Below are 24863 nucleotides of genomic sequence, written 5' to 3'. Positions count from 1 at the left end.
CCCGGCGCTACCGGGCGGATGTCCATCGGGGTCATTGCCGGCATCGCGCGCGATGCCGGCATCGTCTTCCCCGCTTGCGATGATCGCCACAACCGGGCGTATTTTGACCGCCACTTAACAACCGATCGCCAATGGCGTGATGCATTTCGCATCGTCACCTCCGGTCGGTATGCTGTGCCGCATGCAGCCAACGAAATACGCCCTGCCCCTGATGTTCCTCTCGCTTGCCGCCACGTCCGTGGCCCATGCGCGCGGCACCATCGACAAGGTGGACATCCAGGGATTGGACAAGGGCGACGACGCCGCAATCATCGAGAACATCCAGGAATCGCTGTCGCTGTACGACACGATCGGCAAGCAGCAGGGCGAGTCACGCCTGGAATACCTGCTGTCCCAGGCCGAGCGCCAGACCCGCCAGGCGTTGGAGCCGTTCGGGTACTACAACCCGGTGATCAAGGTCGAGGCGCCACGCCAGGACGAGCGTGTCACCGTGCTGATCCATGTCGAAAAGGGTGAGCCGGTGCGGGTGCGCCGCGAGCACATCGACATCACCGGGCCGGCCATGTACGACCAGTACCTGCAGGACGACCTGGCCGCCTTCAAGCCGCGCAAGGGCCAGCGCTTCGAACACACCCAGTACGAAGCCAGCAAGATCACCGTGACCCGCCGCCTGGCCGAGCGTGGCTACTTCGATGCCGACTATACCCAGCGCCAGGTGCAGATCACCCGCGCCGAGAATGCCGCTGACATCGACCTGACCTGGGACAGTGGCCGCCGCTACAACATGGGCCCGGTGACCTTCGAGCAGGACTATTTCGTCGACAAGCTGTTCGATCCGCTGGTGTACTGGGAGCAGGGCAGCTACTTCCACGAAGGCAAGCTGGACCGGCTGCGCGAGTCGCTGACCAAGCTCGATTACTTCAGCGTGATCGACATCCAGCCGCGCCCGGACCAGGCCGACGAGAACGGCGAGGTGCCGGTCGATGTCAAGCTGACACGGGCAAAGCGCAGCATCTATTCCTACGGCCTGAGCTACGGCAGCGAGAGCGGTGCCGGTGTGCGCGGCGGCCTGGAGCGGCGCTACCTGAACAGCCGCGGCCACAAGATGAACACCCAGCTGGACTACGCGCAGAAGCGCAAGAGCCTGATCACCAGCTACCGGATTCCTGCGTTCGCCTGGCTGGATGGCTGGTATACCTTCGCCGCCAGCGCATACGACGAGCAGACCGATTACATCGACCTGCGCAACTTCAAGCTGATCGCCAGCCGCAGCGGCGAGATCAACGAGCACTGGACCGCGATCGCCTCGATCAACGCGCTGCGCGAGCGCTGGCGCTATGCTTCGGGCACCGAGTTCACCGACGCGGTCTACAACACCTCGACCCTGGTCTACCCGCAGATCGTTGCCGACTACGTCAACGTCGATGACGAACTGTTCCCGCGCAAGGGCATCAGCGGCACCGGCACGCTGCGCGCCGGCGTCGAGGGTGTGGGGTCGGATACCAGCTTCGTGCAGGCCAATGCGGTGTTGCGCTGGTACATCCCGGTGGGCCAGACCAACCGCCTGATCCTGCGCGGCGAAGGAGGCACCACCTGGACCAGCGATCTGGTGGCGATGCCGCCCAGCCTGCGCTACTTCGCCGGTGGCGACCGCAGCATCCGCGGCTACGCCTATCGTGAAGTCGGGCCACGGACGCCGGCACCGGACAAGTACGCGCTGGGTGCCAAGCACCTGGTCGTGGGGTCGGCCGAGTATGAGCACTACTTCAACGGCGGCCCATGGGGCGCGGCGGTGTTCGTCGACACCGGCAGTGCCTTCGATACCGACATCGACCTGCATACCGGCGTCGGCTTCGGCGTGCGCTGGAAATCGCCGGTGGGCCCGGTGCGCGTCGACATCGCGCACGGCCTGAACAACCCGGATTCGCAGTTCCAGCTGTACCTCAACATTGGAGCGGACCTGTGAACACGCCCGCACCGACGCCGTCGCCGAGCACGCCGCCGCCCCGCGTGCGCTTCTATCGCCGCCGCCGCTTCTGGGCATGGTCCGGAGCCGGCGTGATCGGCCTGGTGCTGTTGGCCCTGCTGGCGGTGTACTGGCTGCTGCAGACCGTGGCCGGCCGCGATGTGCTGCTGGCGCAGGTGGTGGCCCGGCTGCCAGTGGGTGCCAGCTTCACCTGGGACAAGGTGGACGGGCCGGTGGCAGGGCCGTTGACGCTGTACAACGTCGACTTCCGCTATGACGACATCCATTTCCATGCCGAGCGTGCGCACCTGGAACCGGACCTGCGACCGCTGCTGGGCCGCAAGCTGCTGCTGGACAGGCTGGAACTGACCAACGCCACGCTCAACCTGGCCAAGAGCGAGGAGCCGTTCACGCTGCCGTCGTGGCCTGATTCGCTGCCGCAGATCGAAATGCCGCTGGCGATCCAGGCCGATGTGATCGCCATCGACGGTTTCCGCATCAGCCAGGCCCATGAACCGGTGATCGACATCCGCCGCGTGCGCGGTGGCATCGAGATCGCCAATGGCGAGTTCCAGGCCCGGAAGCTGGTCGTGGACAGCGACATGGGCGATTTCACCGCGCAGGGTCGCTACATCCCGGCCGACGACTACGACACCGACCTCACCGTCACCGCGGTGCTGCCGGCACCACGTGGGCGTACCGCAGCCACGCTGGGACTGGTCGCGCGTGGCGACCTGGCGCACATGGAAGTGGCCGTGGCCGGCCGTGCGCCCAAGCCACTGCGCGCGATGCTGGTGTTCGACGGCCGTACCGACCCGACCTGGAATGCCACCGTGCGCAGCGAGGAACTGGACCTGGCGCTGCTGTCACCCGCGCTGGCCAGTTCGGCCATCGCGCCGCTGGCGCTGGACTTCACCGCATCGGGCAAGGGCGGCAACGCCAACCTGCGCGGCACGCTGAAGCAGGGCGAGCAGCAACTTGAACTGGCACCGTCGGTGGTCTCGCTGCAGGACCAGGTGCTGAAGGTCTCGCCGCTGGTGGTCCAGGGCCTGGGCGGCGAAGCACGCCTGGAAGGCACCGCCGATTTCAGCGAAGAAGGCCAGCAGAAGCTCAATTTCTCGGTGGTCGCGCACGATCTGACCTATGTCCCGGCACCGGACCCGAACACCGCCGGCAGCGCGCCGGTACCGGTGACGCTGAAGGAAGCGCGCTTCGGCCTGGCCGGAACCCTGAAGGCCTGGGCGGCGATCGGCCGCGCCGACGTCGAGCGGGAGAAACAGAAGGCACAGCTGCGCTTCGACGTGCGCGGCAATGACCAGTCCGCCGCGATCCGCGAGCTGCTGGCGCAGACGCCCGGTGGCCAGCTGCAGGTGGAAGGGCAGGTGGCCTGGTCGCCGCAGCTGGACTGGGATGCCAAGGCCACGCTGAAGGATTTCGACCCGGGCTACTTCGCACCGGGCTGGGACGGACGGCTGTCGGGCAACCTGGCCTCCAAGGGCCGCCAGCTGCCGCCTCCGGCCAATGCGCCGCCCGGCACCGCAGGCACACTGGAAGCAACCGTGGACCTGCCCGCGCTGAAGGGCACCCTGCGCCAGCGCAACGTCGACGCGCAGGGCAAGTTCGCGCTGCAGGGCGACCAGGGCCAGGGCGAGCTGAAGCTGGCCGTCGGCAGCAGCCGGGTGACCGCCTCGGGCAAGGTCGGCGATCGGCTGGACATCGAGGCGCGCTTCGAGCCGCTGCAGCTGAGCGATCTGCTGCCGGGCGCCGATGGCGGCCTGCGTGGCCAGGTGCAGGTGAAGGGGCCGCGTGACGCGCCGGACATCAGCGCCGACCTGGTCGGCAATCATCTGAACTGGGATGGCTATGGCGCCGCGGATCTGAGCATCAAGGGCCGGCTGCCGTGGCGGGGCGACAGTGGCACGCTGGCGATCCAGGGCCAGCAGGTCAACGCCGGCATGCTGCTGGAACGGCTGAACATCGATGCACAGGGCAGTGTGTCCAACCTGCGCCTGGCAGCGCAGGCCCACAATGAGCTGGGGGCCGTTGATCTGCAGGGCAGCGTGCGCCAGCAGGGCGCGCAATGGCGCGGTGAACTGGCCACGCTGCGCATCGCGCCGTCCAAGGGGGACGCGTGGGCGCTGCGAGCGCCGGCCGCATTCGCCATCAACGGCGGCACCTATACGCTGGGTGAAACCTGCCTGGGTGCGGCGACCGGCGGCGCGCTGTGCGCGCATGCCAACTGGCCGCGCGAAGGACTGGTGGTGCGCGGCGATGCGCTGCCGCTGTCGCTGGTGCAGCCGTGGCTGCCACCGCAGGCGGGCCGCCGCATCTATGTGCGTGGCGAGTTGACCCTGGATGCGCAGATCCGCCCGCGCGGCAATGCGTGGGAGGGGCATGTGGAAGTGCGTTCGGCCGAAGGTGGCATCCGCCTGGGCGAGAACCGCAACCGCGTGGGCGACAACCGTGGCGAACTGGTGCGTTATGACCAGTTCTCGCTGAAGCTGGACATGACCCCGGCCAGCATCAAGGGTTATCTGGGCATGGGCTTCCAGGGCAACGGCTTCGTCGATGCGAAGATGCAGACCGGCTGGGAAGCCAGTGCCCCGTTGAACGGCGAGCTCTACCTCAACATGTCGCGGCTGTACTGGCTGGAGCTGTTCTCGCCGGACATCGTGCGCCCGACCGGTTTGATCGAAGGTCACGTCAGCCTGCGTGGCACCCGCGGCCAGCCCTCGCTGGGCGGCGACGCGCAGCTGAGCAACTTCAAGGGTGAATTCCCGGCACTGGGCCTGACCTTCGACCAGGGCAAGGGCAGCTTCGTCGCCCAGCCCGACGGCTCGGCCAAGATCACCGCGCAGGCCAATTCCGGGCAGGGCACGCTGTATGTCGATGGCGGCCTGTCCTGGTTCGGTGATGCACAGCCGCTGCAGTTGAACATCCACGGCGAGAACGTGCTGCTGTCCAACACCAGTGAACTGCGCATCGTCGCCAACCCGAACCTCGACTTCACCCTGGCCCAGGCCGCGATGGAGCTGCGTGGCGTGGTGCACGTACCGGAAGCGGACATCGACCTGGAGCGCCTGGATCGCGGCACCTCGGTGTCCGAGGATGTGGTGGTGCTGGACCCGGCCGATCCGGAAGAATCGCGTACCTCGCCGCTGGACATGGAGCTGACCGTCAGCCTGGGCGACAAGGTGAAGATGACCGGCTTCGGCCTGAAGGGTGCACTGACCGGCAAGATGCAGGTGTGGGCCAAGCCTGGCCGTGAGATGACCGCCAATGGCGGCCTGGAAGTGAGTGGCCGCTACAAGGCGTACGGCCAGGACCTGACCATCACCCGCGGCAACCTCAACTGGAATTACAACGCCGTTTCCGATCCGCGCATCAACATCCGTGCCGAACGCCGGATCGGCGATGTCACCGCCGGCATCGACGTCACCGGTCGCGCGCAGCAGCCGCGTGCCGATGTCTGGTCCGATCCGGCGATGTCGCAGTCCGAAGCGCTGGCCTACCTGGTGCTCGGCCGCAGCATGACCGGCGCCAGCAGCGACCAGGCGCAGCAGGTCAATGCGGCATCGGCGGCGCTGTCGGCCGGCAGCGGCCTGATCGCCTCGCAGCTGGGTGCCAAGCTGGGCCTGGACGACGCCGGCGTAAGCCAGTCACGCGCGCTGGGCGGCTCGGTGATCGGTGTCGGCAAGTACATCTCGCCCAAGCTGTACGTGGGCTATGGCGTGTCGCTGGTCGGCGCGGGCTCGGTGATCACGCTGAAGTACCTGCTGCGCCGTGGCTTCGATATCGAAGTGGAATCGAGCACGGTGGAAAACCGTGGTTCGCTGAACTGGCGACGGGAGAAGTAAGGATGCGGCAGTGCCGGCCAGCGGCCGGCACCGCCGGATGCGTACCCCAACCATCGGCCGTTGCCCCATGCGGTCGCAGCGGCTATGGTCCCGGGCTGTTCTGTCGTACCGGATTGCCTCATGTCACCACGCAAAGCGCTTCCCACCGCCCTGGCCCTGGGCCTGACCCTTGCCGCCGGCGCCCACGCCGATGAAGGCATGTGGATGCCGACCCAGCTGCCGGAACTGGCCAAGCCGCTGCAGGCGGCCGGCTTCAAGGGCAACCCGGCCGACCTGGCCAATGTCACCGCGCCGCCGCTGAGCGCGGTGGTGCGCGCCGGTGGCGGCACCGGTTCGTTCGTCTCCGCCGATGGCCTGCTGCTGACCAACCACCATGTGGCGATGGGCGTGATCCAGTACAACAGCTCGCCCGAGCACGACCTGATCAACGGTGGCTTCATCGCCAAGGACCGTGCCGACGAGCGCCCGGCCAACCCGGACTTCCGCGTGCTGGTCACCGTCGGCTTCGACAAGGTGACCGACCAGGTGCTGGCCCAGGCCCGAGGCAAGACCGGGCGCGCCTACTTCGACGCCGTGGATGCGGCCAGCAAGCAGATCGTGGCCGAGTGCGAAAAGGACGGCAGCGTGCGCTGCTCGGTGGCCAACATGTACTACGGCACCGATTTCTACCGCATCGCCCAGCTGGAACTGAGCGACGTGCGCCTGGTGTATGCACCGCCGCGTGCGATCGGCAACTACGGCGATGAGATCGACAACTTCATGTGGCCGCGCCACACCGGCGATTTCACCCTGCTGCGCGCCTATGTTGGCAAGGACGGCAAGCCGGCCGCCTACAGCAAGGACAACGTGCCCTACCAGGCGCCGGCGCACCTGCAGATGTCGGTGGAGGGGCCGAAGGAAGGCGACTACGCGATGCTGGCTGGCTACCCGGGCATCACCTACCGCCACCGCACCGCTGCCGAATTCGCCGGCCAGATCGATGCCGTGCTGCCGCGCCGGGTCTCGGTGTTCCAGCAGATGATCGACACCATCGAGGCCGCCAGCGCCAAGGATGCGCAGGCGCGCACGCGCTATGCCTCGCAGCTGCAGTCGCTGAAGAACAACCGCAAGCGCGCCGCCGGTGAACTGGAAGGCCTGCTGCGCAGCGATGCGAAGGCCCAGCGTGCTGCCGACGAGACGGCGATGCTGGCCGCCACCGACCGCAAGTACCAGGCCGACATCAAGGCGCTGCTGGGCAGCCTGTCGCAGGGCGCGGCGGTGGGCGAGCGCGACCTGCTGCTGGAGCAGATGGCCGCGCAGAGCCAGCTGCTGCGCTCTGCGCTGCTGCTGGAGCGCCTGCGCATCGAGTCGGCCAAGCCCGACGCGCAACGCGAAAGCGGCTACCAGCAGCGCGACCAGGCGATGATCGAAGGCGTGCTCAAGCAGGTGCAGCGCCGCTACGCGCCGGAGGTCGAGAAGGCGCTGCTGACCACCCTGCTGACCCGCTACCAGCAGCTGCCGGACGCGCAGCGCGTGGCCGAGTTCGACGCCGCCTTCGGCCGCACCCCGGCCCAGCTGGCCAAGGCCCTGGACACCCTGTATGCCGGCACCCAGCTGGGCGAGGAGGCACAGCGCCTGTCGCGCTTCGCCGCGGCGCGCGAAGGCAAGGCGCTGGCCGCCGACCCGCTGATCGCCGTGGCCGGCCCGCTGGTGGCCGCGCAGCTGCGCATCGAGAACGAAAGCAAGACCCGCGAGGGCGAGCAGCTGCGCCTGCGCCCGGCCTACATGCAGGCGCTGTTCGCCTGGCGTGCCAAGCAGGGCCGAGCGGTGTATCCGGATGCCAACCGCACCCTGCGCATCAGCTATGGCAAGGTCGAGGCGCTGCACCCGCGTGATGGCGTGAGCTATTCGCCGGTGACCACGGTGGCCGGCATCGTCGAGAAGAACACCAATGCCTATCCCTTCGATGCACCCAAGCCGCTGCTGGCGGCGATCGCCAAGGGCGATTTCGGCAGCACCGCCGACCCGGCACTGAAGACCCAGACGGTCAACTTCCTGACCAACCTGGATACCACCGGCGGCAACTCGGGCTCGCCGGTGCTCAATGCCAAGGGCGAACTGATCGGCCTGAACTTCGACAGCAACTGGGAGTCGGTCAGCGCCAGCTGGTGGTTCGACCCGCGCTACAAGCGTGCCGTGCACGTGGACATGCGCTATCTGCGCTGGCTGCTGGCCAAGGTCTACCCGGCACCCGGCCTGCTGAAGGAAATGGGCGTCCCGGCCGAATAAGGCCGGTTGCGGGCGGGTACCCACCGCTTCCCGGTGGGTGCCCACCCACGGTCGTGACCCACCGTCATGACCTACCCTCACGGCCAAGGGTCGTGATCTACTGGCTCCTCCTCCGACGGAAACGCACGCGTGGTCTCCAGCTGGATCCTGCTGCTGGTCTCGGTTGCCTATGCCGCGCTGCTGTTCGGCGTGGCGTGGTGGGGCGACCGTCGGCCGATGTATCCGGACCGGCCCTGGCTGCGGCCGGTGGTCTACAGCCTGGCGCTGGCGGTGTACTGCTCGTCGTGGACCTTCTACGGCGCAGTCGGTACCGCCGTGCGCAACGGCGTGGGCTACCTGCCCATCTACATCGGCCCGCTGCTGCTGCTGCTGTTCGGCTGGCGCATCATCGAGCGCCTGGCGCTGATCGCGCGCAGCCAGAACGTGGTCTCCATCGCCGATTTCATCTCCTCGCGCTTCGGCCGCTCGCGGCGGCTGGCCGCGCTGGTGGCGATCATCGCCCTGATCGGCATCGTTCCCTACCTGGCCCTGCAGTACAAAGCGGTGGCGATGAGCCTGCAGGTGCTCACCGGCAACACCGGCCCGACCGGCTTCTTCAGCGACCCGGCGCTGTACGTGGCGCTGTTGATGGCACTGTTCGCCACCCTGTTCGGCACCCGCCAGGTCGATGCCACCGAACACCACCACGGCATGATGCTGGCGATCGCGCTGGAATCGGTGATCAAGCTGGTGGCGATGGTGGCCGTGGGCGTGTTCGCCTACGTCTGGCTCAGCGACCGCAATGAAGCGGTGGTGGAGTCGGTGCATACGCTGTTCACCGGCCTGCCACCGGTCGGCTTCATTTCGCAGACACTGCTCAGCTTCCTCGCCATCGTCTGCCTGCCGCGCCAGTTCCATGTGGCGGTGGTCGAGTGCGGCGATGTGCGCGATGTGCGCCGCGCCCGCTGGATGTTCGGCGGCTACCTGGTGCTGATCTCGGCGATGGTGCTGCCGATCGCCACCGCCGGCGTCAGCCTGTTCGGTACCGGCGGCAGCGTCGCCGACGACTCGATGGTACTGGCGCTGCCCCTGGCCGAAGGCCGCAACGCCCTGGCGCTGATCGCCTACGTGGGCGGCTTCTCGGCGGCCACCGGCATGGTCATCGTGTCCTCCATCGCGCTGGCTACCATGGTCAGCAACGACCTGGTGATGCCGGTGCTGCTGCGCCGCAGTGGCGACCACCAGGAAGCCGCCGACGTCGCCTCGCGCGTGCTGTGGATCCGCCGTCTGGCGATCCTGCTGCTGGCACTGATGGCATACAGCTACTACCGCAGCAGCAGCAACGACAGCACCCTGGCCTCGTATGGCCTGATGGCCTTCGCCGCGGTGGCGCAGTTCGCACCGGGCCTGATCGGCGGCCTGTACTGGCGCGGGGCCAGCCGTCGTGGCGTCGAGACCGGCATGCTGCTGGGCTTCGCCACCTGGCTGTACACGCTGCTGTTGCCGGCGATGACGATGGCCGGCTGGATGGACGCCGGGTGGGTACAGAATGGCCCGTTCGGCATCACCTGGCTGCGTCCGCAGCAACTGTTCGGCATGACCGGCTGGGATCCGCTGACCCACGGCACGTTCTGGTCACTGCTGGTCAACGCGGCGACGATGATGCTGGTGTCCGCGCGCTGGCGCCCGGGCGTGGACGAGCGCCTGCGCGCGGCACCGTTCCTGGATCCGTACGCCGAGCGCCCGTCGGTGGCCGGCGGCTGGCCTGGCCATGTGCACGTGGGTGATCTGCTGGCGCTGGCCTCGCGCGTGGTCGGCGAGCGCCATGCGCGCCGCTCGTTCTTCGAACAGGCACAGTCACTGGGCCGTGAGCTGCAATCCTCGGCACCGGCCGACCGGCCCTGGGTGCAGTTCACCGAGCGCCTGCTGGCTGCATCGATCGGCGCGGCCTCGGCGCGCCTGCTGCTGACCAGCCTGCTGCGCGGTTCAGGCATGGACCTGGGCGAAGTGGTGGCGGTGCTGGACGAGGCCGGGCAGGAGCTGCGCTTCAACCGTGAAATCCTCTCCACCACGCTGGAGAACATCAGCGCCGGGGTCAGCGTGGTCGATCCGGACATGCGCCTGACCGCATGGAACCGCCGCTACCAGGACATGTTCGGCTATCCCGACGGCATGCTGTACGTCGGCCGCCCGGTGGCCGACCTGATCCGCTACAACGCCGAGCGCGGCGAACTGGGCGAGGGCGATATCGAAGTGCAGATCAACCGCCGCATCGGCTACATGCGCGCCGGCTCGCCGCACGTGTTCGAGCGCACCCGCAGCGACGGCAAGGTGATCGAGATGCGTGGCCAGGCCCTGCCCGGAGGGGGCTATGTCACCAGCTACAACGACATCACCGACTACAAGCACGCCGAAAAGGCGCTGCTGGAAGCCAACGAAACGCTGGAACAGCGCGTGGCCGAGCGCTCGCACGAAGCGGAAGCCGCGCAGCAGTCCAAGACCCGCTTCCTGGCCGCGATCAGCCACGACGTGCTGCAGCCGCTGAACGCGGCACGCCTGTTCGCCTCCGCGCTGCGTGACAGCGACCACGTGAGTGATGAGCAGAAGCACCTGGCCGAGCGCGTGGACGCGTCGCTGCGCGCCGCCGAGGAACTGCTCGACGGCCTGCTGGACGTGTCGCGGCTGGATGCCGGCGGCCTGCACCCGGTCATCGGCGAGTTCGATGTGAGTGCGCTGATGCGCGAGCTGGCCGCCCAGTACACCCCGGTGGCCGCCGGCCGTGGCCTGCGGCTGGACCTGTCCGCGCGCGCGGCCTGGGTGCGCAGCGACCGCCGCCTGCTGCGCCGCGTGCTGCAGAATTTCCTGGCCAATGCGCTGCGCTACACGCGGCAGGGCCGCATCGTGCTGGCCGTGCGCCATCGTGGCGATGAAGTGGAACTGCAGGTGTGGGATACCGGTCCGGGCATTCCCGAGCACCACATGCGGCAGATCTTCGACGAGTTCCACCGCTATCAGCAGCCGTTCGACTGGGGCGAGCAGGGCCTGGGACTGGGCCTGTCGATCTGCCAGCGCATCTCGCGCCTGCTCGATCATCGCCTGAACGCCCGCAGTCGCGTCGGCACCGGTTCGATGTTCTCGATCACCCTGCCACGGGTGGCGCCGTTGCCGGGCTACACCGAACCGGTGGCGTCGACGCAGATGGCACCGCAGGTCCGCAGCGATTCGCTGGCCGGCCTGCGCGTGCTGTGCGTGGACAACGACGCGGAGATCCTCGACGGCATGCGCGCGCTGCTGGGGCGCTGGCAGGTGCAGGTGATCACCGCATCGACGGTGGACCAGGCTCTGCAGCGGGTGGCCGAACGGCCACAGGTGATGCTGGTGGATTACCACCTGCACGATCGCATGGACGGGCTGGATGCCCTGGTGGCGCTGCGCGAGGCGGCCGGCTATGCGCTGCCGGGCGCATTGCTGACCGCCGACGGCCGCGATGAACTGAAGCGGATGGCGCGCGAGCGCGGCTACCGCGTCCTGACCAAACCGATCAAGCCGGCCTCGCTGCGTGCGTTCCTCGGCGCCCTGCGCGACGCCCGGTAGAGCCACGCCCGGCCGAGATGCGGCGACCGCTGGCCACGGTGAACGACGCGCTACGCCGCGCCGTGCAGGTGTTCGTACAGGATCGTGGCGCCGATGATCACCAGGATCACGCCGCCGACGATCTCCGCACGCTTGCCGACCATGCTGCCCAGCACGCGGCCGAGCATGATGCCGGCGGTGACCATGGTCAGCGTGCACAGGCCGATGACGGCTGCCATGACGCCGATGTGCACATCGATGAAGGCCAGGCCGATGCCCACCGCCATCGCATCGATGCTGGTGGCCAGTCCGGTCAGAGCCAGCTTCCAGAAGCCGTGGTGCTGCGAAGGATCCCCGTCGTCCTCGCCGCTGTCCGGGCGCAGGCCGTTGTAGATCATGTGGATGCCCAGCGCGCCGAGCAGGCCGAAGGCGATCCAGTGGTCGAAGGCTTCGACGTACTGCAGGGCGGCACGGCCCAGCAGCCAGCCGATGACCGGCGTGATCGCTTCGATGACACCGAAGATGAGGCCGGCGCGCAGCGCATCGCGGAACACCGGCCTGCGCATGGCCGCGCCCTTGCCGATTGCAGCGGCGAAGGCGTCGGTGGACATGGCGAAGCCGATCAGGAGGATCGAAACAGGAGACATGGGCGGCAGCGCTGGGTCGGGCTAGGACGGACGCACGGCCTGCGCTCGCGCCCAACCTGACGTTGCGCGCGCGGGCCGCTGGTCTCGCCAACCATCATGGTTGTCCACGCCACGGCGCACTGGCCGAGTATGTTGACGTGGACGATTCCTGCGAAGGAATCCGGCTACTCCCCAAGGGGACGCGAAGCTTAGCACCGCGATTCGCGCGTGGCGCATTTCCAGGCAAACGCGCAGGCAGGGCTGGTTTGTATAGCGACGGCTATATCAGGGCCTACGGTAGCGCCGGGCCACGCCCGGCGAGCGCAGCGGTGACGCGGAATCCGGTAGCGCCGGGCCATGCCCGGCGAGCGCAGCGGTGAAGCGGAATCCGGTAGCGCCGGGCCATGCCCGGCGAGCGCAGCGGTGACGCCTTTTCAGGCAGATACCGGCCAGCGGCCGGCACTACCTTCAGTCTTCTTCCGGCGGCAGCACGATGGCGTCGTCGTCGATCGCCAGCTTGCCGGCCATCAGCACCGCCTGGGTGCGGTTGGTCACGCCCAGCTTGCGCAGGATCGCGGTGACGTGCGCCTTGATCGTCGCTTCGGAAACATTGAGGTCGTAGGCGATCTGCTTGTTCAAGCGGCCCGCGCCGAGCATCTGCAGCACGCGGAACTGCTGGGGCGTGAGTTCGCGCAGGCGCTGGCCGACTTCGCGTTCCTCACTGCCGGTCGGCGGCACGTTGTGCGCTTCCGGCGGTGCCCAGGTCTCGCCATCGAGAATGGTGCCCAGTGCATGCCCGATGGTGTCCGAGTCGGCCGACTTGGGAATGAAGCCCAGCGCGCCATGATCGAGCGCGCGGCGCATCACCGTCGCCTCCTCGCGTGCCGATACCACCACCACCGGCAGGTGGGGATGCAGCGAGCGCATGTGCACCAGCGCGTTGAAGCCCTGCGCCCCCGGCATGTTGAGGTCCATCAGGACCAGGTCGGCGTCGTTGTGCTGGTCGGCCAGCGCATACAGCGCTTCCACGCTGTCCGCTTCGAACAGCTGCACGCCCGGGATGACCCGCTGCACGGCCCCACGCAGGGCTTCGCGGAACAGCGGGTGGTCATCGGCAATCAGGAGGGTGGTCATGGGTCGAGCTTATCGATCAGGAAAAAGAGCAACGTGACGGCCGGTGCAGGACGGTCTGGACAGGGCCGGGTCCCTCCTCCCGGCCTTGTCCCCGGCGCGTCCTGCGCCTGCAGTCACGCCATCAACGGACCTTGCGTTCGTCCACCAGCGACGCCACCACCGACGGATCGGCCAGGGTCGAGGTGTCGCCCAGCTGGTCCGGCGCGTTCTCGGCGATCTTGCGCAGGATGCGGCGCATGATCTTGCCCGAGCGGGTCTTGGGCAGGCCCGGTGCCCACTGCAGGTGGTCCGGTGTGGCGATCGGGCCGATTTCCTTGCGCACCCAGGCCACCAGTTCCTTGTGCAGTTCGTCGCTGGGTGCCTCGTCGGCCACCAGGGTGACATACGCATAGATGCCCTGGCCCTTCACGTCGTGCGGGAAGCCGACCACGGCCGCTTCGGCCACCTTCGGGTGCGAGACCAGCGCGCTTTCCACTTCGGCGGTGCCGATGCGGTGGCCGGACACGTTGATCACATCGTCCACGCGGCCGGTGATCCAGTAGTAGCCGTCTTCGTCGCGGCGGCAACCGTCGCCGGTGAAGTAGCTGCCCGGGTAGGTACGGAAATAGGTATCGATGAAGCGCTGGTGGTCGCCGTACACCGTGCGCATCTGGCCCGGCCAGGAGTCACGGATGATCAGGTTGCCCTCGGTGGGGCCATCCTTGATCTCGCCATCGGCGTTGACCAGCGCGGGCTGCACGCCGAAGAACGGCAGCGTGGCCGAGCCCGGCTTGAGGTCCATCGCGCCGGCCAGCGGCGAGATCAGGATGCCGCCGGTCTCGGTCTGCCACCAGGTATCGACGATCGGGCAGCGGCTGTCGCCGACCACCTCGTAGTACCAGCGCCAGGCTTCCGGATTGATCGGCTCGCCGACGCTGCCGAGCAGGCGCAGCGACGCACGCGAGGTCTTCTTCACCGGCTCCTCGCCCTCGCGCATCAGTGCACGGATGGCGGTGGGCGCGGTGTAGAAGATCGACACCTTGTGCTTGTCGATCACGTTCCAGAAGCGCGAGGTATCGGGGTAGTTCGGTACGCCCTCGAACATCAGCGAGGTCGCGCCGTTGGCCAGCGGGCCGTACACGATGTAGCTGTGGCCGGTGACCCAGCCGACGTCGGCGGTGCACCAGTAGATGTCGTCCTCGCGCAGGTCGAACACCGCTTCATGGGTGTAGGCCGCATACAGCAGATAGCCGGCGGTGGTGTGCAGCACGCCCTTGGGCTTGCCGGTGGAGCCGGAGGTGTAGAGGATGAACAGCGGGTCCTCGGCGTTCATCGGCTCCGGTTCGCAGCTGGCCGGCTGGCTGTCGACCACATCATGGAACCAGCGGTCGCGCGGCGCCTGCATGTCCACCGCGCCGCCGGTATGGCGCACCACCAGCACGGTCTCGACGGTATTCGTGCCGGGCAGCTTCAGTGCCGCATCGACATTGGCCTTCAGCGGAATCCTGCGGCCACCGCGCAGGCCCTCGTCGGCGGTGATGATCAGCTTGCTCTGGCAGTCGCTGACACGGTCGGCGATCGAGTTCGGCGCGAAGCCTCCGAACACCACCGAATGGATCGCGCCGATGCGTGCGCAGGCCAGCATGGCCACGGCGGCGTCGACGATCATCGGCAGGTAGATGGTGACCCGGTCGCCCTTCCTGACGCCCAGGTTGCGCAGCGCATTGCCGAGGCGGCAGGTGCGCTCGTAAAGCTCGCGGTAGGTCACGTGCTGGGCCGGTGCATCGGGACTGTCCGGTTCGAACAGCAGCGCGGTCTTGTCGCCGCGCTTGTCCAGCTGGCGGTCCAGGCAGTTGACGCTGGCGTTGAGCTCGCCGTCCTCGAACCACTTGATGTGGAAATCGGCCAGGTCATAGCTGACGTTCTTGATCCTGGTCGGCTTGCGCGACCAGTCCAGCCGCTCGGCGGCCTTGCCCCAGAACGCATCCGGATCGGACACCGAGGCCTGGTACTGCTGTTCATAGGAGTTCTTGTCGATACGCGCCTTCGCGGCGAACTGCGGATCGACGGGGTAGAGATCAGCCATGGCACCCTCACTTGCACGTTGACTTTGTATGTGCAGCCGCAGCATTGCCGCGACCGTTCCCCCTCAGTTTGCCCCATCCACCCCCGGCCGCGTCACCACAGTGCTTAGACCATGGTCGAAAGTGAGCGCCCTGCAGGGCCGGCTTCGACCAATGGCCAATAGCCGGTGCGCCCGGACGCCCCGCAGTCTCGGCTCGACCGTGCCCCACGCGCGGCATCACCTTGCCACTTGGGAGAGAGGGCAACATGAGCCACCGTACGTTGAAAGCCGTGCGCAACCCTTTGGCGGCCTGCCTGTTGGTCGCCCTGGTCGCACCGGGCATGGCGTTCGCCGAGACCGCCAAAGAGAAAGCGCTGGAAGCACGCGTCGCCGAACTGGAACGCCAGGTCCAGCTGCTGCTGTCGTCGCAGCAGCAACAGCAGACCCAGATCGTGCAGACCCAGCAGGCGGTCACCGAAGTCCGCACGGTGCAGGCCGAGCAGAAGCCGGTCGCACAGGTGCCGGCCGGCAAGCAGCCGATCCAGGTCACCACCATCACCCCGGGTGCCGCGCCTGGCACCACGGTCAAGATCGGAGGCTTCATCAAGGCCGACTTCCTGGCCACCCAGACCAGCGACGGCCAGCTGGCCGACGATGCCACCGGGCGTGCGCTGTACCTGCCGGGGCAGACCCCGGTGGCAGGCGCCGGCGGCAGTGGCAAGCGCTCGGACGTGGACTACAACGCCCACGCCAAGTTCTCGCGCTTCAACCTGGGCATCGACAATGTGAGCGAGTCGGGCAACAAGGCCGGCGCATTCTTCGAGATGGACTTCTTCGGCAACTCGCTGGGCAACCAGACCGCCACCAACACCTACGGCGTGACCCTGCGCCATGCGTACATGTACTGGAACAACTGGCTGGCCGGCCAGACCTGGTCCAACTTCATGGATGCCGCCGCGCTGCCGGAAGCGGTCGACTTCGTCGGCCCCACCGATGGCGTGATCTTCGTGCGCCAGGCCCAGGTGCGCTACACCAACGGCGGCTTCAGCGTCGCGCTGGAAAACCCGGAAACCACCACCCTTACCGGCACCCGCAATCCGGTTACCGGCGCCTGGACCAATGCCAGCGCCAATTCCGATCGCGGCAGCCTGCCGGACCTGACCCTGCGCTACGGCTGGAAGGGCGACTGGGGCACCTTCGGTGTCGGCGGTATCGTCCGTCAGCTGAAGGTCGACAACCAGGCCACCGGGGCCAAGGCCGACAAGGTGGCCGGTGGCCTGACCCTGGGCGGCAAGTGGGTGATGGGCGACAGCGATTCACTGCACTACCAGTTCACCGGTGGCGAGGGCATCGCGCGTTACATCGGCCTGGGCATCACCGCCGATTCGGCCTATGACATTGCCCGCGATGAGCTCAACCCGACCGGTGTGATCGCCGGCTACGTCGGCTGGCGCCACGCGTTCTCGCCGAAGCTGCGCACCAACCTGATCTACGCGCGCAGCGACTACGACAACGACAGCATCCTCGGCCCGCTGGTGACCAAGAGCGTGCAGAGCATCCGCGGCAACATCTTCTATTCGCCGCTGCCCAAGGTCGATATCGGTGCCGAGTACATGTACGGCGTGCGTGAGATCGAGGATGGCCGCAAGGGTGACATCAACCGCCTGCAGTTCACCACGAAATACAGCTTCTGACTGAGTGCCGACCCACGGTCGGCACCTACCAACAACGATTGCTTCGGAGGGGAAGCGTCCCATGTCCAGTACATCCAGCACCGTCCACAAGGCGGGCACCCTGACCAAGGGCCACAAGAAGGTCATCTTCGCATCGAGCCTCGGTACGGTCTTCGAGTGGTATGACTTCTTCCTGTATGGCTCGCTCGCGGCCATCATCGCCAAGCAGTTCTTCAGTGGCGTCAATGAAACTACGGGCATGATCTTCGCCCTGCTGGCCTTCGCCGCCGGCTTCTTCGTACGCCCGTTCGGCGCGGCCTTCTTCGGCAGCCTGGGCGACCGTATCGGCCGCAAGTACACCTTCCTGGTCACCATCCTGATCATGGGCATCTCGACCTTCCTGGTCGGCGTGCTGCCCAACTACGCCTCGATCGGCTTTGCCGCACCGGTGATCCTGATCATCCTGCGCCTGGCCCAGGGCCTGGCGATGGGCGGCGAGTACGGCGGTGCCGCCACCTACGTGGCCGAGCATGCGCCGGACGACAAGCGTGGCCTGTACACCAGCTTCATCCAGTGCACGGCCACGCTCGGCCTGTTCATGTCGCTGCTGATCATCCTGGCCTGCCGCTACTTCCTGGGCAACGAGGCCTTCGAAGCCTGGGGCTGGCGCATTCCGTTCCTGGTCTCGATCCTGCTGCTGGGCGTCTCGGTGTGGATCCGCCTGCAGCTGAGCGAGTCGCCGCTGTTCCAGCAGATGAAGTCCGAGGGCAAGGGCTCCAAGACCCCGTTCCGTGACAGCCTGAAGGGCGGCAACCTGAAGCTGATGCTGCTGGTGCTGCTGGGTGCCGCAGCCGGTCAGGCGGTGGTCTGGTACGGCGGCCAGTTCTACGCGCTGTTCTTCCTGAGCAGCATGCTGAAGGTCGATGCCACCACCTCCTACCTGCTGATTGCCGCCGCGCTGGCGCTGGGCGTGCCGTTCTTCATCTTCTTCGGCTGGCTGTCCGACCGTATCGGCCGCAAGAAGATCATCCTGGCCGGCTGCCTGCTGGCGGCCGTCACCTACATCCCGATCTTCAAGGGCCTGACCCACTTCGCCAACCCGGCCATCGAAGAAGCCCGCAGCAGCTCGCCGGCCCTGGTGGTTGCCGACCCGACCACCTGCTCGTTCCAGTTCGATCCGGTCGGCCTGCGCAAGTTCACCAGCTCCTGCGACGTAGCCACCGCTGCGCTGACCAAGGCGGGTGTGCCGTATGACGTACAGCCGGCCGCTGCCGGTTCGCTGGCCATGGTGAACGTGGGCAGTGCCAGCGTCACCTCGTACGAGGCCGCCGGCCTGAGCAAGGAAGAGGGCAAGGCCAAGGCCGATGCGTTTGGTGCCGAGCTGAAGGCCGCGCTGACCAGCGCCGGCTATCCGGCCAAGGCCGATGGGTCGCGCATCAACTACGCCGGCACGATCTTCATGCTGTGGCTGCTGGTGCTGTACGTGACCATGGTCTACGGCCCGATCGCCGCCTACCTGGTGGAACTGTTCCCGACCCGCATCCGCTACACCTCGATGTCGCTGCCGTACCACATCGGCAACGGCTGGTTCGGTGGCTTCCTGCCGGCGATCTCGTTCGCGCTGGTGGCCGGTACCGGCAACCTGTACTACGGCCTGTGGTACCCCATCATCATCGCGCTGATGTCGGTGGTGATCGGCGGCCTGTTCCTGCGCGAGACCAAGGACGTGGATATCACCAAATAACGGTGATCGACATGGAGTGAAGGAAAGGCCGCGGTGCAGACCGCGGCCTTTTCGTTTCGGTAGTGCCGGGCGCTGGCCGGCAACTGCACGAAGTTGCCGAAGATCCATGAGGTTGCCGGCCAGCGGCCGGCACTACCGGCTGTCTCACGCGCGTACGCCGTATAGTCGCGGAATGACCACTTCAGCCGCCGAACTTCCCGCTGTTCTGCACACCCTGCGCAGCGCCTGGCAGGCCCAGCGCCCTTCGCTCGACCAACGCGAAGCCGACCTGCGCCGCCTGCGCGAGGCGCTGAAGCCGCGCCTGGACGAAATGGCCCGGGCCATCGCCGAGGACTTCGGCCACCGCGCCCACACCGAATCGAAACTGGCCGATGGCATGAGCGTGCTGTCGGCCATCGACCACCTGCGCCGCCATCTGCGGCGCTGGTCGAAGCCGCAGCGGGTCAGCGCCGGCTGGCGGCTGTGGCCGGCGCGCGCGCAGCTGCGCGCGACGCCGCTGGGCGTGGTCGGGGTGATCTCGCCCTGGAACTATCCGGTCACGCTGGCGCTGGTGCCTTTGGCTACCGCCATCGCCGCCGGCAACCACGTGCTGCTCAAGCCTTCGGAACACACGCCGCGCACCAGTGTGTTCCTGGCCGATCTGCTGGCCAGTGTGTTTCCGCCCGATCGCGTGGCGGTGGTGCAGGGTGGGGCGGACGTGGCCGCGGCGGTGTCCTCGCTGCCGCTGGACCACCTGGTATTCACCGGTTCTACGGCGGTGGGCCGCAAGGTGATGGCCGCCGCTGCCGAACATCTGGTGCCGGTCACGCTGGAACTGGGCGGCAAGTCGCCGGCGATTGTCTGTCGCGATTTTCCGTTGGAGAAAGCCGCCGCACGATTGGCCACCGGCAAGTGGTTCAACGCCGGCCAGACCTGCATCGCACCGGATTACGTGCTTATCGACACCGCGCGCCAGCGTGAGTTCGTGCAGGCGTTGCAGCAGCAGGTGCGCGAGCGCTACGGCGATTTCAGCGAGGCCGCTGACTACACGCGCATCATCAACGAGGGCCAGTACCAGCGCCTGCAGGGCTATCTGGCGCAGGCGCGCGAACGCGGCGTGCCGGTGATCCCGTTGGCGCAGGTGGACGCCGCGCGCGCCGACCGCGAGCGCCTGTTGGTGCCGACCGTGGTGTTGGACCCGCCGGACGACCTGGACCTGATGCGCGATGAGATCTTCGGGCCGATCCTGCCGGTGCGGGCGTACCCGGATCTGGATGCGGCGCTGGCCGACGTGCTGTCCCGCGACCGGCCGCTGGCGCTGTATCCCTTCAGCCATGACACGGCGACGGTGGAGCGCATCCTCGGCCAGGTGGTGGCCGGTGGGGTGACGGTCAACGACACCCTGCTGCACTTCGCCGCCGATGGACTGCCGTTCGGCGGGGTAGGGGCCAGCGGCATGGGCGCCTACCACGGGCGCGCCGGGTTCGATGCGATGAGCAAGCGGCTGCCGGTGCTGTGGCAGTCGCGCTGGGCCGCCAGCGACCGGCTGCGGCCGCCGTATTCGAAGATTGCGGGGATCTTGAAGCTGCTGCTGCGGTGAACCCACGCATGGCGTGGCTCTGCCGGGGCATCGCCGCCGGGCAGGGTCCGACGCTTCCGGGGCGCCCATCAAGGCTCACGCGGGTAGAATGCCCGCATGAAGATCGCCTCGTGGAACGTCAATTCGCTCAATGTCCGCCTGCCGCACCTGGAGCAGTGGCTCAAGGAGTTCGGCCCGGACATCGTCGGCATCCAGGAAACCAAGCTGGAGGACCACAAGTTCCCCGATTCGGCGCTGATCGCCGCGGGCTACCGCAGCGTGTTCGCCGGCCAGAAGACCTACAACGGCGTGGCGCTGCTGTCGCGTGAGCCGGCGCAGGACGTGCAGATCGGCATTCCCGGCTTCGAGGACGAGCAGAAGCGGGTCATCGCCGGCACCTTCGGCGACCTGCGGGTGATCAACCTGTACGTGGTCAACGGCCAGGACATCGGCACCGACAAGTACGACTACAAGCTGCGCTGGCTGGAGGCGGTGCATGCGTGGGTCGCGCAGGAACTGCAGCGCCACCCGAAGCTGGTGGTGATGGGCGATTTCAACATCGCTCCGGACGCGCGCGATGTGCACGATCCGGAGGTGTGGAACGAGAACCACATCCTGACCTCGACCGCCGAGCGCGGCGCACTGAACAAGCTGCTGCAGCTGGGCCTGCACGATGGCTTCCGCCTGCACAACGATGAGGCGGGGGTGTTCAGCTGGTGGGATTACCGGGCGGCCGGTTTCCGCCGCAACCTGGGCCTGCGCATCGACCTCACCCTGGTGTCGGACGCCCTGAAGGCCAGCGCCGTCGCCTCGGGCGTCGACCGCGAACCGCGCACCTGGGAACGCCCCAGCGATCATGCGCCGGCGTGGGTGCAATTGGGTTGACGGTAGCGCCGGGCCACGCCCGGCGAGCGCAGCGGTTCCTGCAACCCGCCGGGCATGGCCCGGCGCTACCGTTCAGATCACCGTATGCTCTTGCGGGTGAACAGGTTGACGATCGCCAGCAGGATCACCGCACCGATCAGCGAGAACAGGAAGGTGCGCAGGGTGATCGCTTCGTTGATGCCGCCGCCGAACAGCCAGCCGGAAATCAGCGCGCCGACGATGCCCACCACGATGTTGAGGATGATGCCCTGCTGGCCATCGCGCCGCATGATGATGCTTGCCAGCCAGCCGACGATGCCGCCGACGATCAGCCAGATGATGATGCCCATGATCGCTACTCCGGTGGGAAACCGAGATCAGTTGACGCGCACCGCCGTGAACCCGTTGTGCAATCCCGTGACGGGCGTGTGCGGATGAGCCTGCCAGCCACCCTCGAGGGCCCCTGGCGGTTTGGCCCGGTCACCGTCTGGCGGTGCCCGCACGTGCCCGGCCAGCGCGGCGAGCCACAGGCGCGGCAGGTACTGGCGCAGGCGCTGGGGGGCGAACCCGACCAGCTGCCGCTGCTGCGCGACGACAAGGGTCGGCCCGAGCTGGCTGGCGACTGGGCCCACTACGGCACCGGCTGGAGCCATAGCGGTGATGTGCTGCTGGTCGCGCTCGGCGAAGGCGTGCGGCTGGGTGTGGACCTGGAACTGCTGCGGCCGCGCGCGCGCCTGCTGGAGATCGTGCAGCGCTTCTTCCATCCTGACGAAGTGGCCTGGTTGCAGGGGCTGGATGAGGCCGCGCGTGAGCATTGGTTCTTCCGCGTGTGGTGCGCCAAGGAAGCGATGCTGAAGGCACACGGGCAGGGCATCTCGTTCGGCCTGCACCGCCTGCAGCTGGCGCCGGGGGCCGATGGCGCGCTGCACCTGCGCTGGTGCGATCCGGAACTGGGCGAGGCCGCGCGCTGGCACCTGCACGAATGGCAGGCCAGCGGGCAGTTCCGCGCTGCGTTGGCCTGGTATCCCCAGTGAACCGGCGAACCGTCGGCGAAAACCGGCGATAATGCCGGCATGAGCGAACACGATCTTCCCGCCGGCGTTGCCGCCACGCTGCAGCAGGGCCTGGCCAGCATGGGCCTGGCCGCCGACCTGGCCCCCCCGCTGCTGCGTTACCTGGCGCTGCTGCACCGCTGGAACGGCACCTACAACCTCACCGCCATCCGCGACCCGCAGGAGATGGTCACCCGCCACCTGCTCGACTCGCTGGCGATGCAGCCGTTCGTGACCGACGGCAGTCTGGCCGACCTCGGTACCGGCCCCGGGCTGCCGGGCATTCCGCTGGCGATCGCCTGCCCCGGCCTGCAGGTCACCCTGGTGGAGAGCAATGGCAAGAAGGCGCGTTTCATGCGCGAGGCCGTGCGCCAGCTCGGCCTGGGCAACGCCCGGGTGGCCGAGTCGCGCGCCGAAGCCCTGGACGAGCCGGGCCGCTACGACCAGCTGACCGCACGCGCGATGGATACCCTGGCCGGCATCGTCCGCGTCGGTGGCCACCTGCTGCGCCCCGGTGGCGTGCTGCTGGCCATGAAGGGCGTCTACCCGCATGAAGAGATCGCGGACCTGCCGGCCGGCTGGCAGGTCCGCGGGGTGACCCCGCTGAGCGTGCCCGGCCTGACCGGTGAACGGCATCTGGTCACGGTTACAGGCCCTTGACCCCGCCGCCGGCCCCTTGTGGAACAACGGGTTGGCGATCCACGATTTCCGCAAGCGGCCGGTTGTACGCATAATGACCGGTCCCAGCACACGTCGACGAGGCACACCCGCATGGCCCGCATCATCGCCATCGCCAACCAGAAGGGTGGCGTCGGCAAGACCACGACCGCCGTCAACCTGGCCGCTTCCCTGGCCAACGCACCCAAGCGCGTGCTGTTGGTCGACCTGGATTCGCAGGGCAACGCGACCATGGGCAGTGGCGTGGACAAACGTGAGCTGGCCGCCTCCACCTACGATCTGCTGCTGGGTGAATCCAGCGCTGCCGATGTACGTGTGCAGACCGCCGAAGGCTACGACCTGCTGCCGGGCAACATCGATCTGACCGCCGCCGAGATCCAGCTGATGGCGCAGAGCGAGCGCGAGCAGCGGCTGAAGCGCGCGCTGGCGCCGATCCGCGACGAGTACGACTACATCCTGATCGACTGCCCGCCGGCGCTCTCGCTGCTGACCCTGAACGCCCTGGCCGCCGCCGATTCGGTGATCGTGCCGATGCAGTGCGAGTACTACGCGCTGGAAGGCCTGAGCGCGCTGGTGGAAACCATCGAAGCGCTGCGCGCCAACCTCAACCCGGCGCTGGAGATCGAAGGCGTGCTGCGCACCATGTTCGACGTGCGCAACAACCTGGCCAACGCGGTCTCGGCCGAGCTCACCGAGCACTTCGGCGACCGCGTGTTCCGCACCATCGTGCCGCGCAACGTGCGCCTGGCCGAGGCGCCCAGCCATGGCCAGAGCATCGTCGGCTACGACCGCGCCTCGCGCGGTGGCGTCGCCTACCTCGGCCTGGCCGGCGAGATCATCCGCCGCAACAACGAACGCAACAAGGCCGCCAAGGCCGTGGAGACCGTCTGATGACCAGCAGCAAGCCGGCAGCCAAGAAGCGAGGCCTCGGCCGTGGCCTGGATGCCCTGCTGGGGCCGAAAGGCGCCGTCAGCCAGGTGCAGGCCAGCACCGCGGTGATCGAGCCGTTGCCCGGTGAGGTGCTGCGCAAACTGCCGGTGGGCCAGCTGCAGCCGGGCAAGTACCAGCCGCGCCGCGAGATGGACGAAGGCAAGCTGTCCGAGCTGGCCGACTCGATCCGGTCGCAGGGCGTGATCCAGCCGATCCTGGTGCGCCAGCTGCCGGCGGGCAACTACGAAATCGTCGCCGGCGAACGCCGCTGGCGTGCGTCGCAGCTGGCCGGGCTGGACGAAGTGCCGGTGGTGGTGCGCGAGCTGGAAGACCGCACCGTCATCGCGATGGCGCTGATCGAGAACATCCAGCGCGAAGACCTCAACCCGCTGGAAGAAGCCGAAGCGCTGCAGCGGCTGATCAGCGAATTCACCCTGACCCATGCCGAAGCGGCAGAAGCGGTCGGCCGTTCGCGTGCGGCGGTGTCCAACCTGCTGCGCCTGCTGGAGCTGCCGATCGCGATCCGGCTGCTGCTGGAAACCCGCCGTCTGGAAATGGGCCATGCCCGTGCGCTGCTGACCCTGGCCCCGGAGCTGGCCGGCAAGCTGGCCCAGGAAGCGGCCGATGAAGGCTGGTCGGTGCGCGAAGTCGAGCGCCGCGCGCAGGCGTTCGCTGCCGGCAAGGTGCCGAGCAACCGCCCGGTGGCCAGCCCGAAGGTGCAGCAGGCCGACATCGCTTCGCTGGAAACCGAGCTGTCCGAAGCGCTGGGCACCAACGTGGCGATCAGCCATGGCCGCGGTGGCAAGGGCAAGCTGATCATCCACTACGCCAATCTGGACACGCTCGACGGCGTGCTGGAACGGCTGCGTACGCGCCAGGGCTGAAGCCCGGCGCAGTGACGGGGGACGCGGCGCGCC

16 protein-coding genes and 1 riboswitch are annotated in these 24863 nt (G+C 67.7%); of the genes, 12 read left to right on the top strand and 4 right to left on the bottom strand.

The window, feature by feature from the left end; translation table 11 throughout:
* The first annotated feature begins 169 nt into the window (after positions 1-169).
* The 4 genes from Q5Z10_RS21000 (at position 170) to Q5Z10_RS20985 (ending at position 11664) form a co-directional block, all read left to right on the top strand.
* Complete coding sequence (locus tag Q5Z10_RS21000) at positions 170-1966, top strand: autotransporter assembly complex protein TamA (protein WP_303637269.1); 1797 nt, start codon at positions 170-172, stop codon at positions 1964-1966.
* Complete coding sequence (locus Q5Z10_RS20995; protein ID WP_303637268.1) at positions 1963-5823, top strand: translocation/assembly module TamB domain-containing protein; 3861 nt, start codon at positions 1963-1965, stop codon at positions 5821-5823. The genes Q5Z10_RS21000 and Q5Z10_RS20995 overlap by 4 nt, the downstream gene beginning before the upstream one ends.
* A gap of 120 nt (positions 5824-5943) precedes the next feature.
* A complete protein-coding gene (locus tag Q5Z10_RS20990) occupies positions 5944-8091 on the top strand; it encodes a S46 family peptidase (protein WP_303637267.1) in 2148 nt (715 codons plus the stop codon).
* 129 nt (positions 8092-8220) lie between these two features.
* On the top strand, positions 8221-11664 hold the full coding sequence (locus tag Q5Z10_RS20985) for a hybrid sensor histidine kinase/response regulator (protein ID WP_303637266.1): 3444 nt from the start codon (positions 8221-8223) through the stop codon (positions 11662-11664).
* A 50-nt stretch (positions 11665-11714) separates the two neighbouring features.
* On the opposite strand, the gene Q5Z10_RS20980 is transcribed toward Q5Z10_RS20985, so the two are convergent.
* The 3 genes from Q5Z10_RS20980 to acs form a co-directional block, all read right to left on the bottom strand.
* Positions 11715-12290 (bottom strand): manganese efflux pump MntP, encoded by a 576-nt coding sequence (locus tag Q5Z10_RS20980; RefSeq protein ID WP_303637265.1) that lies wholly within the window; start codon positions 12288-12290, stop codon positions 11715-11717.
* Between the two features lie 89 nt (positions 12291-12379).
* Positions 12380-12469, bottom strand: a riboswitch (yybP-ykoY riboswitch).
* Positions 12470-12737: 268 nt separating this feature from the next.
* Positions 12738-13403 carry a response regulator transcription factor gene (locus Q5Z10_RS20975; protein WP_006477308.1) on the bottom strand — a complete coding sequence of 222 codons (666 nt, stop codon included), beginning with the start codon at positions 13401-13403 and terminating at the stop codon, positions 12738-12740.
* A gap of 121 nt (positions 13404-13524) precedes the next feature.
* Complete coding sequence (gene acs / locus Q5Z10_RS20970; RefSeq protein WP_303637264.1) at positions 13525-15468, bottom strand: acetate--CoA ligase; 1944 nt, start codon at positions 15466-15468, stop codon at positions 13525-13527.
* Between the two features lie 245 nt (positions 15469-15713).
* Between acs and Q5Z10_RS20965 the strand changes: the two genes are divergently transcribed.
* The 4 genes from Q5Z10_RS20965 (at position 15714) to xth (ending at position 21307) form a co-directional block, all read left to right on the top strand.
* Positions 15714-17141, top strand: coding sequence for a DcaP family trimeric outer membrane transporter (locus tag Q5Z10_RS20965; RefSeq protein WP_303637263.1), 1428 nt, complete (start codon positions 15714-15716; stop codon positions 17139-17141).
* A 61-nt stretch (positions 17142-17202) separates the two neighbouring features.
* A complete protein-coding gene (locus Q5Z10_RS20960) occupies positions 17203-18864 on the top strand; it encodes an MFS transporter (protein WP_303637262.1) in 1662 nt (553 codons plus the stop codon).
* A gap of 172 nt (positions 18865-19036) precedes the next feature.
* Positions 19037-20443, top strand: a complete 1407-nt coding sequence (locus tag Q5Z10_RS20955; RefSeq protein WP_303637261.1) for a coniferyl aldehyde dehydrogenase — start codon at positions 19037-19039, stop codon at positions 20441-20443.
* A 96-nt stretch (positions 20444-20539) separates the two neighbouring features.
* Positions 20540-21307 (top strand): exodeoxyribonuclease III, encoded by a 768-nt coding sequence (xth, locus tag Q5Z10_RS20950; RefSeq protein WP_303637260.1) that lies wholly within the window; start codon positions 20540-20542, stop codon positions 21305-21307.
* A gap of 77 nt (positions 21308-21384) precedes the next feature.
* On the opposite strand, the gene Q5Z10_RS20945 is transcribed toward xth, so the two are convergent.
* Positions 21385-21636, bottom strand: coding sequence for a GlsB/YeaQ/YmgE family stress response membrane protein (locus Q5Z10_RS20945; RefSeq protein ID WP_303637259.1), 252 nt, complete (start codon positions 21634-21636; stop codon positions 21385-21387).
* 84 nt (positions 21637-21720) lie between these two features.
* Between Q5Z10_RS20945 and Q5Z10_RS20940 the strand changes: the two genes are divergently transcribed.
* From Q5Z10_RS20940 to Q5Z10_RS20925, 4 genes are all read left to right on the top strand, one after another.
* Positions 21721-22320, top strand: coding sequence for a 4'-phosphopantetheinyl transferase family protein (locus tag Q5Z10_RS20940; protein ID WP_303637258.1), 600 nt, complete (start codon positions 21721-21723; stop codon positions 22318-22320).
* Between the two features lie 39 nt (positions 22321-22359).
* Positions 22360-22998, top strand: a complete 639-nt coding sequence (rsmG, locus tag Q5Z10_RS20935; protein WP_303637257.1) for a 16S rRNA (guanine(527)-N(7))-methyltransferase RsmG — start codon at positions 22360-22362, stop codon at positions 22996-22998.
* A gap of 111 nt (positions 22999-23109) precedes the next feature.
* On the top strand, positions 23110-23907 hold the full coding sequence (locus Q5Z10_RS20930; protein WP_303637256.1) for a ParA family protein: 798 nt from the start codon (positions 23110-23112) through the stop codon (positions 23905-23907).
* Complete coding sequence (locus Q5Z10_RS20925; RefSeq protein WP_303637255.1) at positions 23907-24830, top strand: ParB/RepB/Spo0J family partition protein; 924 nt, start codon at positions 23907-23909, stop codon at positions 24828-24830. Before Q5Z10_RS20930 ends, Q5Z10_RS20925 begins: the two co-directional genes overlap by 1 nt.
* Positions 24831-24863: the final 33 nt, after the last annotated feature.

The organism is Stenotrophomonas sp. 704A1 (assembly GCF_030549525.1).
Taxonomy (GTDB): domain Bacteria; phylum Pseudomonadota; class Gammaproteobacteria; order Xanthomonadales; family Xanthomonadaceae; genus Stenotrophomonas; species Stenotrophomonas tuberculopleuritidis.
This window is presented reverse-complemented; position numbering and strand designations above follow the sequence as displayed.

Coding starts and splice junctions, on each gene's coding strand:
- Q5Z10_RS21000 (WP_303637269.1), top strand. CDS start 170: ATGCTGTGCCGCATGCAGCCAACGAAATACGCCCTGCCCCTGATGTTC.
- Q5Z10_RS20990 (WP_303637267.1), top strand. CDS start 5,944: ATGTCACCACGCAAAGCGCTTCCCACCGCCCTGGCCCTGGGCCTGACC.
- Q5Z10_RS20980 (WP_303637265.1), bottom strand. CDS start 12,290: ATGTCTCCTGTTTCGATCCTCCTGATCGGCTTCGCCATGTCCACCGAC.
- Q5Z10_RS20975 (WP_006477308.1), bottom strand. CDS start 13,403: ATGACCACCCTCCTGATTGCCGATGACCACCCGCTGTTCCGCGAAGCC.
- acs (WP_303637264.1), bottom strand. CDS start 15,468: ATGGCTGATCTCTACCCCGTCGATCCGCAGTTCGCCGCGAAGGCGCGT.
- Q5Z10_RS20965 (WP_303637263.1), top strand. CDS start 15,714: ATGAGCCACCGTACGTTGAAAGCCGTGCGCAACCCTTTGGCGGCCTGC.
- Q5Z10_RS20960 (WP_303637262.1), top strand. CDS start 17,203: ATGTCCAGTACATCCAGCACCGTCCACAAGGCGGGCACCCTGACCAAG.
- Q5Z10_RS20955 (WP_303637261.1), top strand. CDS start 19,037: ATGACCACTTCAGCCGCCGAACTTCCCGCTGTTCTGCACACCCTGCGC.
- xth (WP_303637260.1), top strand. CDS start 20,540: ATGAAGATCGCCTCGTGGAACGTCAATTCGCTCAATGTCCGCCTGCCG.
- Q5Z10_RS20945 (WP_303637259.1), bottom strand. CDS start 21,636: ATGGGCATCATCATCTGGCTGATCGTCGGCGGCATCGTCGGCTGGCTG.
- Q5Z10_RS20940 (WP_303637258.1), top strand. CDS start 21,721: ATGAGCCTGCCAGCCACCCTCGAGGGCCCCTGGCGGTTTGGCCCGGTC.
- rsmG (WP_303637257.1), top strand. CDS start 22,360: ATGAGCGAACACGATCTTCCCGCCGGCGTTGCCGCCACGCTGCAGCAG.
- Q5Z10_RS20930 (WP_303637256.1), top strand. CDS start 23,110: ATGGCCCGCATCATCGCCATCGCCAACCAGAAGGGTGGCGTCGGCAAG.
- Q5Z10_RS20925 (WP_303637255.1), top strand. CDS start 23,907: ATGACCAGCAGCAAGCCGGCAGCCAAGAAGCGAGGCCTCGGCCGTGGC.